Raw genomic sequence first — 12,308 nt, 5'->3', positions numbered from 1 at the left:
CTCCGTGAATGTCTCCCCGTGCTCGGGGCACACAACACGGGAGCGGAACGCCGGGAGGAATGATCCCGGCGTTCACAGCGTCCTCGCTGTGTTTTCTTCAAAGGAACCTCGACCATCCGAGACCGGATGGACGGGGTATCAACATATCTGGCGTTGACTTTTGGCACGCTGTTGAGTTCTCAAGGAACGGACGCTTCCTTCGTACTCACCCCTGCGGGCTTTCCTCCGGGCGCTTCCCTTCGGTCTTGCGCTTCCGACTCTATCAGTGTTTTTCCGGCCTTCTGTCCACCGCCCTGCAGACATGCAGGAAGGAATCCAGAAGTTAGGATCTGAGCGAGTCAATATTTTCTGCCGAGCGAGGACGCTTGCTGCGTCGCTCAGCCCCAGGCAGGACTTAAGACTGTACACGGGGTCGCGGACCGCATGCAAATCCATTAGGGTGGGTGGTCTAGACCTCTGATCTGGACCTGCCGCCCGGAACCGGCACGTCATATGACATACGCTGCTGAACAGCGCACCGTCCGGGGCGGAACAGTGACGGCGCCCCTATAGATCTCCACCTCGGGAGGCTTTCCCATGACCACCGTGACGTCCCCGCTTGCAGGACGGGCCATCGGACTGGCGTCCGTACCCGATCCCGTCTTCTCCGGGGCCATGGTCGGCCCGGGTACAGCGATCGACCCCGTCCGGGAGCCCTCCGAGGCCGTCTCTCCCGTGGACGGCGTCATCGTCTCCCTGCACCCGCATGCGTTCGTCGTCGTCGACGAGAGCGGCCACGGTGTACTCACCCACCTCGGTATCGACACCGTGCAGCTCAACGGCGAGGGCTTCGAGCTGCTCGTCAGCAAGGGCGACACCGTCACGCGCGGCCAGAGCATCGTGCGCTGGAACCCGGCCGCCGTCGAGGCCACCGGGAAGTCCCCGGTGTGCCCAGTCGTGGCCCTCGAGGCCACGGCGGACGCCCTCTCCGAGCTTCGTGAGGACGGCGATGTGAAGGTGGGCGACAGTCTCTTCCTCTGGAAGTGACGCCGGCGCCGTCCCGGACGGCGAACAGGACGAACAACGGGGCGGCGGGAGCCGCCGCACTACGGGAGACGGGTGAGATGGAGACAACGCTGCGAGGCGTCGGCGTGAGCCACGGTGTGGCGATCGGCGAGGTCCGGCACATGGGGACGGCGGTGCTCGAGCCGCCGGCCAAGCAGATCCCGGCGGAGGAGGCGGAGCGCGAACAGGGGCGCGCCCGCAAGGCCGTGGAGGCTGTGGCCGCCGATTTGACGGCGCGCGGCAATCTGGCGGGGGGCGAGGCCCAGGCGGTGCTCGAGGCCCAGGCCCTGATGGCCCAGGACCCCGAGCTGATGACGGACGTGGAGCGGCGTATCGCCGTCGGCAGCACCGCCGAGCGTGCCGTGTACGACGCGTTCGCCGCGTACCGCGAGCTGCTGGCGGCTGCCGGTGAGTATCTGGCGGGTCGGGTGGCCGACCTCGACGACGTGCGGAACCGTATCGTCGCGCGGCTGCTCGGGGTGCCGATGCCGGGGGTGCCGGACAGCGACGAGCCGTACGTTCTCGTGGCCCGGGACCTCGCTCCCGCGGACACGGCGCTGCTGGACCCGACCCTGGTGCTCGGTTTCGTGACCGAGGAGGGCGGACCCACCAGTCACAGCGCGATCCTGGCGCGTGCGCTCGGGGTACCCGCCGTGGTCGCCCTGCCGGGCGCCGGCGAACTCGCCGAGGGCACCGTGATAGCGATCGACGGCAGCAGCGGTGAGATCTTCGTGAACCCGAGCGAGGAGAAGAAGGCACAGCTGGAAGCGGCTGCGGCCGAGCGCAGGGCGGCGCTGTCGGCGTCGACCGGGCCCGGTGCGACCGCCGACGGCCACAAGGTGCCGCTGCTGGCCAACATAGGCGGCCCGGCGGATGTGGCGGCCGCTGTCGAGGCGGGCGCGGAGGGCGTGGGCCTCTTCCGCACGGAGTTCCTCTTCCTGGACGACAACGAGAACGCTCCTTCCGAGGAGAAGCAGGTCGCGGCGTACCGGCAGGTGCTCGAGGCGTTCCCCGAGGGCCGCGTGGTGGTGCGTGTGCTGGACGCGGGTGCGGACAAGCCGCTGGACTTCCTCACGCCGGCCGATGAGCCGAACCCGGCGCTGGGCGTGCGCGGTCTGCGCACGCTGCTCGACCACCCCGAGGTGCTGCACACCCAGCTGACGGCGCTGGCGAAGGCCGCGGAGGGACTGCCCGTCCACCTCGAGGTCATGGCCCCGATGGTCGCGGACCGGGCCGACGCCAAGGCGTTCGCGGACGCGTGCCGTGCGGCGGGGCTGCGGGCGAAGTTCGGCGCGATGGTCGAGATCCCCTCGGCCGCGCTGCGGGCGCGCTCGATCCTGCGGGAGGTGGAGTTCCTGTCGCTGGGGACCAACGACCTCGCGCAGTACACGTTCGCCGCCGACCGCCAGGTGGGGGCCGTCTCCCGGCTGCAGGACCCGTGGCAGCCCGCGCTGCTCGACCTGGTGGCGCTGTCCGCGGAGGCGGCGAAGGCCGAGGGCAAGAGCTGCGGCGTCTGCGGCGAGGCCGCGTCGGACCCGCTGCTCGCCTGTGTGCTGACCGGTCTGGGAGTCACCTCTCTCTCCATGGGTGCGGCGTCCCTCCCCTATGTACGGGCGACGCTGGCGAAGTTCACGCTGGCACAGTGCGAGCGGGCCGCTGCCGCGGCCCGGGCGGCGGACAGTGCCGAGGAGGCGCGTGACGCCGCCCGGGCGGTGCTCTCGGGCGAGTAGCCGGACGGCTCCGGAAGGCAGTCGGTTTCCCCGAGGGGCGCCCCACCCGCGGTGGGGCGCCCCTCTCCGGCTCCGCGGTTCAGTGGCGGTGGGCCGGGTCCGGACCCTCTTCCCCGAGGTCGGGCGGCGCGCAGTAGTCGACGTTGGACTCCGGGGCGATGAGGTCACCGGACTCGACGTCGGTGCAGTAGGCGTCGAAGACCTCTCCGGCGGTGAGGGGTTCGAGGCCGTGGGCGCGCAGGCGCCAGCCGTGGACGCGGTCGTGGGTGCCGGGTGCGCTGGTGCGCATGACCAGTCCGCCGGGGCGCTCGGTGGCGAGACCGACGGCCAGGACGGTGGTGAACTCGAGGACTTCGGCCGCGTCCGGTTCGCCGCGGCCGGCGCTGTCGTCGGCGTGGAGGACGGCGGTGAGGGCCTCGGGCGGTCCGGAGACGCTGCACACGAGGTGCCGGTCGCCGGGTGGGGCCGTGTCGAGGATGCGGGTGAGGAGGCGGGAGGCGCGGGCGAAGGCGGCGCGGCCCAGGTCCTCGCCGCACGAGGCGCAGGGACCGAGGCGGGCGAGGAGCGTGGCCGCGTACTCCCAGGTCGCCCGGCGAACGGCCTCGTCGACGAGGGTGGGCAGCAGATCGGCCAGGGGCTGGCCCTCGTAGAGGACCGTGGGTCCGGTGGTCGCGATCTCGGCCGTGAACCGGGTGCGGCTGCTCCGGCTGTCGGGATCGATGCCCGTTTCCCTGCAGAACTCGGTGTACTCCTCGGGGTCGAAGAGGGCCAGTGTGGTGTGGCTTCCCTGCAGCGCGCGTGTTCTGAGGACGGCCTCCACGTGCCTGAGGTAGGTGGCGTGGTCGTCGAAGGTGAAGCTCCGGTAGTGCCGCATGGCCCGGAAGTCGTGCTCGTCGGCCAGCAGGCCGATGGTGCCTGCGATTTCGCGGCGCAGGACACGCCGCAAGGTTCGGTGGTCGGTGTACGCCATGTCTCCCCCTCTGCACGGTCGATCAATGCTCACTCACAGTAATCGGCGGCACTGACAACGGCGTGCGGAGAGGGCGGTGGCGGTGACGCAGCGTTCCCGTGCGCGCCGACCGCGGGGGCTGTCGACCGGCGGGGACGGTCAGGCGCGCTTGCGGGCCAGTTCCTCGTAGAAGCCGAGCAGGTCGAGGTTGTCGATGGATCCCGGGTTGACCGCCTTCTCCAGGGGGGTGCCCTGGAGGAGTCGCTTGACCGGCACCTCGATGCGCTTGCCGGTGAGGGTGTGGGGGATGCCGGGCACCTCGATGATCTCGTCGGGGACGTGGCGGGGTGACAGTTGCTCGCGGATGGTCCGCTTGATGCGGTCCAGCAGGTCCTCGTCGAGGGCGGCTCCCGGTGCCAGGTGCACGAACAGGGGCATCCAGTAGCCGCCGTCGGGCTGCTCGACGCCGATGACGAGGCACTCCTTGATCTCCGGGAGGCGTTCGACGGCCTCGTAGATGTCGGCCGATCCCATGCGGACGCCCTGGCGGTTGAGCGTGGAGTCGGAGCGGCCGTGGATGACGACGGAGCCGCGGGAGGTGACGGTGATCCAGTCGCCGTGCCGCCACACGCCGGGATAGGTGTCGAAGTAGCTGTCGTGGTAGCGGCTGCCGTCGGGGTCGTTCCAGAAACGGACCGGCATGGACGGCATGGGGTTGGTGACGACGAGTTCGCCGACCTCGTCGATCAGGGGGTTGCCGGCCGGGTCCCAGGACTGCAGGTCGGTGCCCAGACCGGGGGCCTGGAGCTCGCCCACGTGGACGGGGAGGGTCGGTACGGCTCCGGCGAAACAGGAGCACACGTCCGTGCCGCCGCTGACGGAGGCGATCCACAGGTCGTCGCGGACCTCGTCGTGCAGCCAGCGGAAGCCGTCGGGGGGCAGCGGGGACCCGGTGGTGGCGACGCACTTCACCGCCGAGAGGTCGAAGTCGCGCGAGGGGTGCACGCCGGCCTTGCGGCAGGCCATGACGTAGGCGGCGGAGGTGCCGTAGAGGGTGGCACCGGTCCGTTCGGCGATCCGCCACTGGGCGCCCGTGTCCGGGTGGCCGGGGCTGCCGTCGTACAGGACGATCGTCGTTCCGGTCAGCAGGCCGGAGACGAGGAAGTTCCACATCATCCAGCCGGTCGAGGTGTACCAGAAGAAGCGGTCCTCCGGGCCCAGGTCGCAGTGCAGGCCGAGCTGCTTGAGGTGCTCGACGAGGATGCCGCCCTGGGACTGGACGATCGCCTTGGGCAGTCCGGTGGTGCCGGAGGAGTAGAGCACCCACAGCGGGTGGTCGAAGGGCACCTGCTCGAAGACCGGTTCCGTGTCCGCGGAGGTGAGGGCCGACCAGTCCAGTGCGCCCCGGGGGGCGTCGGTACCGAGCAGCGGGATGTGGACGACGGCGCGCAGGGTGGGCAGTTCGCGGCGCAGTTCGGCGACGACGTCGCGGCGGTCGTGCTCCTTGCCGCCGTAGCGGTAGCCGTCGACGGTGAACAGGACGACCGGTTCGACCTGCTGGAAGCGGTCGAGGACGCTGCGGGCGCCGAAGTCGGGCGCGCAGGAGGTCCAGACGCCGCCCACGGCCGCGGTGGCGAGGAGGGCGACGACGGCCTGCGGGATGTTCGGGAGGTAGCCGCTGACCCGGTCCCCGGGCCGTACTCCCAAGGAGCGCAGCTCGGCCGCGAGGGAGCCGACCTGGCGGCGCAGCTCGGTCCAGGTGACGGGGCTCGGGTCGTGGGTCTCGTCGACGTACAGGAGGGCCGGTTCGTCCGCGCGGGACGCGGCCGCGCGCAACGCGTGCTCGGCGTAGTTCAGGGTCGCTCCGGGGAACCACTGGGCGCCCGGCATCGAACGGTCGCCCAGCACGCGCGCGCAGGGGGTCGCGAAGCGGACGTCGAACCACTCCGTGACCGCTTTCCAGAAGGTGTCCAGCTCGTCGACGGACCAGCGGTGCAGCGCCGCGTATCCGCCGTCGGCGGGGGCGCCGTGGTGCTCGGCGGCCCACGCCTGGAACCTGGTGATCCGTGCTCGGGCGATACGTTCCGGATCCGGCTGCCAGAGCGGCTGGGGGTTCACGGTCGACATGGGGCGGCTCCCGGACTGTGCGCGTCGTGTGCGTCTGCGCGCACGAGCGGGGGTGTGCGCGTGACGCGGCTGAGAGGGACGATGCCACGTGATCGACTTCCACACCAGGGTGCCCCCCACATAGTCCGTGTCATGAAGATGTGGTCCGATCACGGATGAACGGCAGTTGAACGAGACGCATGCAGGATGCGGTCAATGGCAGGGTGAGCAACATGGACGGTCGTGACCTGGTGCGTTCGATGAAATCGGTCGGTTCGGTGGGGGCGGCTCAGGGGTTGCGTACCGTACGGGCAGCGTGGCGCAGGCGGCGGACCGACGCCACCGGGCTGCCGCCGCGCGGGCCGGAGCGGGCGCGGGTGCCCGGGACCGTGCGGGAGGTGGAGGCGGAGCCAGGTGGCGGCATCGTCCGGTTCGGCCGCTCGGAGCTGCGGATCCTCGTCGCGGTGAACGGGGCCGTCTTCTGGGGCTGGGACGGGGCGGCTCCGGCACCGTCCTACGCGCTGGCCGGCCGCTGTCCCGAGCCGGATCCGCGGGCGGCGCTGGAGCCGGACAAGGACGGCGGCTGGCGGGTGGTGGCCGAGCGGGTGACGGTGGTCGTCTCACGGCACGGCGCGGTGGAGGTGCTCACCCCCGGGGGTGTGACGCTGCGGCGTGATCTGCCGCCGCGGTGGTGGGAGCCGGTGGGCGGCGGCGCGGCGCGCTGGAGCCAGCGCTCGGAGGTGCCGGCGGACGCCCGCTTCTTCGGGCTCGGGGGGCGTGCGGCGGGTCCCCGGCTGCGGGACGGCACGTACCGGTTGTGGAACACCGGCCCCGGCCGGGCCTTCGGGCCCGGCGACGGTCCGTCGAGCATCACGATGCCGGTGCAGCTGGTGGTGGCCGACGCGGGTACGCACCTGGTGTTCCACGACAGTTCGTGGGACGGCACCGTGACGCTGCGGGAGGGGGAGGAGGGCGCCGGTTCCGGTCACGACCGGGCCGGGACGAGTGAGCTGCGGATGGACGGCGGTCCTCTGCGCTGCTGGGTGATGGTGGGCACTCCCGCGCGCGTGCTGCTCGCCTGGGCGTCGCTCACCGGTGCGCCCGCGCTCCCGCCCGCGTGGGCGCTCGGCCACCATCTCGCGTGCGAGGGCCTCGACCTCGGCGGGGAGGAGGAGGTGCGGAGGGTCGTCGCGGGCCACCGGGAGCACGGGCTGCCGGTCGACGCCGTGCACCTCGGTGCCGGCCACTTCGACGCCCATCAGGTGTTCACCGTCGACCGGGAGCGGTTCCCCGAGCTGCCGGTCCTCGCGGACGAGCTGCGCCGCGACGGAATCCGGCTGGTGTCGGTCGTCGGCCCGGCGGTCGGGGCCGTGCCCGGCGACGCCGTGTACGACGAGGGGACGGCCCTGGACGCGTTCGTGCGGGACTCCTCCGGCGAGGTCGTGCGGGGAGTCGCGTGGCCGGGGGACGCGGTCTTCCCGGATTTCACGCACCCGCGCGTGCGTGCGTGGTGGGGCGGGCTGTACGCGGAGAGCCTGGCACGGGGGTTCGCCGGTTTCCGGCACGACCTGAACGAACCGACGTCGTTCACGGCCTTCGGGGAGCCGACGCTCCCGCGCTCGGCCCGCCACGCTCTGGACGGACGGGCCGGCGACCATCGCGAGGCACACAACGTGTACGCGCTGTGCATGGCCGAAGCGGCGTTCGAGGGGGTGCGGGATCCGGCGCCCCACGAGCGGCCGTTCGTCTTCTCGCGCTCCGGGTGGGCCGGTATGCAGCGTTACGGCGGGACCTGGCCGGGGGGCGTGGCGACGGGGTGGGCCGGGTTGCGTGCGGGGCTGGCGCTGGTCCTGGGGCTGGGACTGTGCGGCGTCCCCTGCTCGGGGCCGGACGTCGGCGGCTGCGACGGGGATCCGTCGCCCGAGCTGTCTCTGCGCCGGCTCCAACTGGGCGCCTACTTGCCGTTGTTGCGCACGCACACCGGTCCGTGCGCGAGGCGCGGGGAGCCGTGGGGGTTCGGTGCCGAGGTCCTGGAGCACGCGCGCGCGGCGCTCGTCGAACGCCGGCGGCTGCTGCCGTACTTCATGACGCTGGCGCATCTGGCCCGGCGCACCGGGGCCCCTTATGTGCGGCCGCTGTGGTGGTCGGCTCCCGAGGAGCGTGCTCTGCGCGACTGCGAGGACGCGTTCCTGCTGGGTGACTTCCTGCTGGTGGCGCCGGTGCTCGCTCCGGGGGCGGACCGGCGGACCGTTCACCTGCCCCGGGGGCGCTGGTACGACACGGCGACGGAGCGGGCGTACGAGGGACCGGCCCGGGTGCTGGTCGAGGCGCCCCCGGAGCGGATTCCGGTGTTCGCGCGTGCGGGAGCCGTCCTCCCCGTGCGGGGAGAGGACGGCGGACCGGAGCTGGAGGTGTGGGCGCCCGCACGGGGGCGGACCGGCGGCGGGTGGGTCGTGCCGGACGCGGGCCACGGACGGGAGGATCCGGAGCTCGAACGTCTCACCGTCCGCTGGACCGGTCCGCGGCTCGTCGTCGAGCGGGAGGGCCCGGACGGCGCCGGTGCGCCGACCTGTCCGGTGCGCTTCCGCGGGCTCGGGCCGGGCCGGGGTCAGAGGTAGCGGCCCTCGAACCAGGCCCGCACGGCCAGGGTGTGCAGGGGGAAGGCGAGTTCCGCCGGGCGGCGCAGGAGGCGCCGCTCCTCCGTCTCGTCGGTGGCGGCGAAGGGCGGCAGGCTCTCGGCGGGCCGCTCCGGGAGGAGTCCGAACAGCAGCAGGTGTCCGTCGGGCGAGCTCATCGCGTCGGCGAGCCGTACGTCGTGGCTCGCCGCGTCGATGCCGGTCTCCTCCCTGAGCTCGCGGACGACCGCCTGGCGCCAGTCCTCACGGTCGTCGATGTAGCCGCCGGGCAGAGCCGTGCCCCCGCGTGCGGGGGCGACGGTCCGGGTGATGACGACCAGGGCGGTGCCTTCCGTGTCGTACACGGGCTGGAGGGCCACCGCGACCGGCAGCGGGTTGCGGTAGGCCACGGTGCCGCAGGCCGGGCAGGTGCGGGGCCAGCCGGAGGCGCCCTCCCCGAAGGGGGCGCCGCAGCTCGAGCAGTGGGAGCCCGGAACGGGGTCGGGGACGGAGGTGTGGGTTCTGGACACGCGCGGACTGTAGCGGACCGCGTCCGATCGCGGGAGGGGCGTCCTGGGGGGATCTCGTTCAGCGGTGGCCGGTGAGCGACCTGCGGGACACCGGGAAGTCGAAGTAGGTGTCCGGGTGGGGTTCGGGCTTGAAGGTGTAGTGCCACCACTCCTCGGCGAGGTTCACGAACCCGAGGTCCTCCAGGGTGCCCTTGAGCAGCAGCCGGTGGGCGCGCTGTTCGCCCCGGACACGGGGGTCGAGGGTGTGGCTGAGGGTGTCGAAGCAGTCGTATCCGGTGCCCATGTCGACGGAGTTGTCGGGGAACCGCTCGTCCTCGGGGGCGAAGCAGGGTGTCAGGGGCTGTCCGGGACGGTACGGCGGGGTCGGCCGTGCGGGGAGCCTCACGAGGGTGAGGTCCACCGTCGAGCCCCGGCTGTGGCCGGATCTCTCCGCGATGTAGCCGTCGGCGAACAACCGGCTCTTGTCGACGTTCGGGTAGAACTCGGCCTTCATCGCCTGGTCGTCGAGGTCCTCGGCCCAGCGCACGAAGTGGTCCACGGCGCGTTGGGGCCGGTAGCAGTCGTACACCTTGAGGGAGTAGCCCCGGCGCAGCAGCTTCCGCTGGGCCGTGTGCAGGGCCTGGGCGGCGGGGCGGGTGAGGATGCACAGGGGTTGCCGGTAGCCGTCGACGGGCTCGCCCACGAAGTTGTGCGGGGTGAAGTAGCGCATCTCCTGGAGGATCGTCGGGTCCACGCTGCTCAGCGCCACGAAGTCCTCCGGCGCCCTGGGCTCGGGCTTCGCCCGGGCGGGTGCGGAGGCGGCGGTCGTTGCCAGCAGGGCGGCGAGCGCGGTGACCAGGCCGCGCACCGCTGCGGAAAATCGTGTCATGCCCCCTTCATCTATCAGGAGCGGGCTCCGCCGGGGAAGCACCCCGGCCCGCTTCGTCCCCGCGCGGACCGTCCGCCGGGGCGGGAAAGGCTCCGGCCGCACGGCCGACCACCGTTGCGGTCGGCGACCTCCCGGACCGCGGCCCGTGCTCCGGTCGGTGGGAGTACGGGCCGTGTCCGAGGCCGCCGGGTCCGGGCCGGGCCGGCGGCCTCAGGTGGTGACCACCCGGCGGTGTCGCGCGGCCTGCGTCATGGCGTGCTGGACGACCCCGACGAGGACCTCCTTGACCGATTCACGCTCCCGGGCGTCGCACATCAGCAGCGGTACGTGGTCGTCGAGGTCGAGGGCGCGGCGGATGTCGTCGGCCGGGTACCGTGCGGCGCCCTCGAAGCAGTTGACGCCGACGAGGAACGGTATGGAGCGCCGCTCGAAGTAGTCGATGGCCGCGAAGCAGTCCTCCAGGCGCCGGGTGTCCGCGAGCACGACCGCGCCGAGCGCGCCCTCGGCGAGCTCGTCCCACATGAACCAGAAGCGCTCCTGGCCGGGCGTGCCGAAGAGGTACAGCACCAGGTCCTCGCGCAGCGTGATGCGACCGAAGTCCATGGCCACGGTGGTGGTGTTCTTGGCCTCCACACCGCTGATGTCGTCGACCGGGCGCCCCGCCTCGGTGAGCAGCTCCTCGGTGCGCAGCGGCCTGATCTCGCTGACCGCGCCGACGAGCGTGGTCTTGCCCACGCCGAAGCCGCCGGCCACCAGGATCTTGAGCGTGAGGGGCTCGATCGGGGGCTTGCCGCGCTCAGAGCGCCCGAGGATCATCGATCTCTTCTCCTGCTCGATGGGGGTCGGACGGCGGGCCGTATCCTCCGCCGCCGGGGGTTTCGATGACGAGTACGTCGCCGGGGCCGACGTCCGTCGAGTCGCTTCCGGCGAGCCGGGTGACCGTGCCGTCCGCCCGTTCGACCCGGTTGGCGCCCGGCGCGCCGGGCGCACCGCCGGCCATGCCGTACGGAGGGACCCTGCGGTGCTGGGACAGGGTGGAGACGGTCATGGGCTCAAGGAAGCGGATGCGGCGCACGGCTCCGTCCCCGCCGCGCCACCGTCCGGCCCCGCCGCTGCCGCGGCGCACCGCGAACTCCTCGAGGCGGACGGGCAGCCGCCACTCCAGGACCTCGGGGTCGGTGAGCCGCGAGTTGGTCATGTGCGTCTGCACGACGGACGCGCCGGGGAAGCCGTCTCCCGCGCCCGAGCCGGAGGCGACGGTCTCGTAGTACTGGTGGCGCGCGTTGCCGAAGGTGACGTTGTTCATCGTGCCGGAGCCCTCGGCCTGGACGCCGAGCGCCGCGTACAGGGCGCCGGTGATGGCCTGGGAGGTCTCCACGTTGCCGGCGACGACCGCGGCCGGCGGCTCGGGCGCCAGCATGGAGCCGGGCGGCACGATGATCCTCAGCGGGCGCAGGCAGCCGTCGTTGAGCGGGATGTCGTCGGCGACCAGTGTGCGGAAGACGTACAGGACGGCCGCGTTGACGACCGAGAGCGGGGCGTTGAAGTTGGTGGGCAGCTGGGCGGACGTGCCGGTGAAGTCGATGGTCGCCGAGCGGCTCGCGCGGTCCACGCGCACCCGCACGCGGATGACGGCGCCCGCGTCGGTCTCGTAGGCGTACTCGCCGTCGTCGAGGGTGTCGATGACCCGGCGCACCGCCTCCTCGGCGTTGTCCTGGACGTGCTTCATGTACGCCTGGACGACGTCGAGGCCGAAGTCCTCGATCATGCGGCCGACCTCGTCGACGCCCTTGCGGTTGGCGGCGATCTGGGCCCGCAGGTCGGCGAGGTTGGTCTCCGGGTTGCGGGACGGGTGGGGCGCCCCGGTCAGGAGCCGGCGGGTCTCCTCCTCGCGGAAGCGGCCGTTCTCGGTGAGCAGCCAGTCGTCGAGGAGGACGCCCTCCTCGACGATGGTGCGGCTCCCGGCCGGCATGGAGCCCGGGGCGATGCCGCCGATCTCGGCGTGGTGGCCGCGGGAGGCGACGTGGAAGAGGACCTCGTGGTCACGGTCCGTGTCGCCGGTCGGCCCGCTGCCGAAGACCGGGGTGATCACGGTGACGTCGGGCAGATGGGTGCCGCCGTGGTACGGGTCGTTGACGGCGTAGGTGTCGCCGGGGCGCATGGCCGGGCCGCGCCGCCGGATGACCTCTTTGACACTGGTGCCCATCGAGCCCAGGTGGACGGGGATGTGCGGGGCGTTGGCCACCAGGTTCCCGTCCGGGTCGAAGAGGGCGCAGGAGAAGTCCAGGCGTTCCTTGATGTTGACGGACTGGGCGGTGGACTCGAGGCGGGCGCCCATCTGCTCGGCGATGGACATGAAGAGGTTGTTGAAGACCTCGAGCAGGACGGGGTCGACTTTCGTGTCGAGATCGGAACTCTGCGTAACCGCGGTGCGTTCCATGAGCAGGTGCCCGTCGTCGGTCGTCG

At 72.1% G+C, this 12,308-nt stretch carries 9 protein-coding genes; 3 read left to right on the top strand and 6 right to left on the bottom strand.

Annotated features, from left to right (window positions below):
- Positions 1-576 precede the first annotated feature (576 nt).
- Together B7L92_RS23335 and ptsP are read left to right on the top strand one after the other, a co-directional pair.
- On the top strand, positions 577-1,026 hold the full coding sequence (locus tag B7L92_RS23335) for a PTS sugar transporter subunit IIA (protein ID WP_081239400.1): 450 nt from the start codon (positions 577-579) through the stop codon (positions 1,024-1,026).
- Between the two features lie 77 nt (positions 1,027-1,103).
- Positions 1,104-2,774: a phosphoenolpyruvate--protein phosphotransferase gene (gene ptsP, locus B7L92_RS23330; RefSeq protein ID WP_081239399.1), complete on the top strand. Its 1,671-nt coding sequence runs from the start codon at positions 1,104-1,106 to the stop codon at positions 2,772-2,774.
- Between the two features lie 79 nt (positions 2,775-2,853).
- On the opposite strand, the gene B7L92_RS23325 is transcribed toward ptsP, so the two are convergent.
- Together B7L92_RS23325 and B7L92_RS23320 are read right to left on the bottom strand one after the other, a co-directional pair.
- Positions 2,854-3,744, bottom strand: coding sequence for a DUF8829 domain-containing protein (locus B7L92_RS23325; protein WP_081239398.1), 891 nt, complete (start codon positions 3,742-3,744; stop codon positions 2,854-2,856).
- A 138-nt stretch (positions 3,745-3,882) separates the two neighbouring features.
- Positions 3,883-5,850, bottom strand: a complete 1,968-nt coding sequence (locus tag B7L92_RS23320) for an acetoacetate--CoA ligase (protein WP_081239397.1) — start codon at positions 5,848-5,850, stop codon at positions 3,883-3,885.
- Positions 5,851-6,062: 212 nt separating this feature from the next.
- On the opposite strand from B7L92_RS23320, the gene B7L92_RS23315 reads away from it, so the two are divergent.
- Entirely contained in the window at positions 6,063-8,447 is a 2,385-nt protein-coding gene (locus B7L92_RS23315) for a glycoside hydrolase family 31 protein (protein WP_081239396.1), read from the top strand.
- On the opposite strand, the gene B7L92_RS23310 is transcribed toward B7L92_RS23315, so the two are convergent.
- The 4 genes from B7L92_RS23310 to B7L92_RS23295 form a co-directional block, all read right to left on the bottom strand.
- Positions 8,438-8,974 carry an NUDIX domain-containing protein gene (locus tag B7L92_RS23310; RefSeq protein ID WP_081239395.1) on the bottom strand — a complete coding sequence of 179 codons (537 nt, stop codon included), beginning with the start codon at positions 8,972-8,974 and terminating at the stop codon, positions 8,438-8,440. The two genes, B7L92_RS23315 and B7L92_RS23310, sit on opposite strands and share 10 nt — an antisense overlap.
- Positions 8,975-9,032: 58 nt before the next feature.
- Positions 9,033-9,842, bottom strand: a complete 810-nt coding sequence (locus B7L92_RS23305; RefSeq protein ID WP_081239394.1) for a M15 family metallopeptidase — start codon at positions 9,840-9,842, stop codon at positions 9,033-9,035.
- Positions 9,843-10,052: 210 nt separating this feature from the next.
- A complete protein-coding gene (locus tag B7L92_RS23300) occupies positions 10,053-10,658 on the bottom strand; it encodes a GTP-binding protein (protein WP_081239393.1) in 606 nt (201 codons plus the stop codon).
- Positions 10,639-12,308: hydantoinase B/oxoprolinase family protein (locus tag B7L92_RS23295; protein WP_174704004.1), on the bottom strand; the 1,670-nt coding region annotated here is incomplete at its 5' end. The genes B7L92_RS23295 and B7L92_RS23300, both read right to left, overlap by 20 nt.

The sequence above is a fragment of the Streptomyces viridosporus genome, assembly GCF_002078235.1.
Classification (GTDB): Bacteria; Actinomycetota; Actinomycetes; order Streptomycetales; family Streptomycetaceae; genus Streptomyces; species Streptomyces viridosporus.
This window is presented reverse-complemented; position numbering and strand designations above follow the sequence as displayed.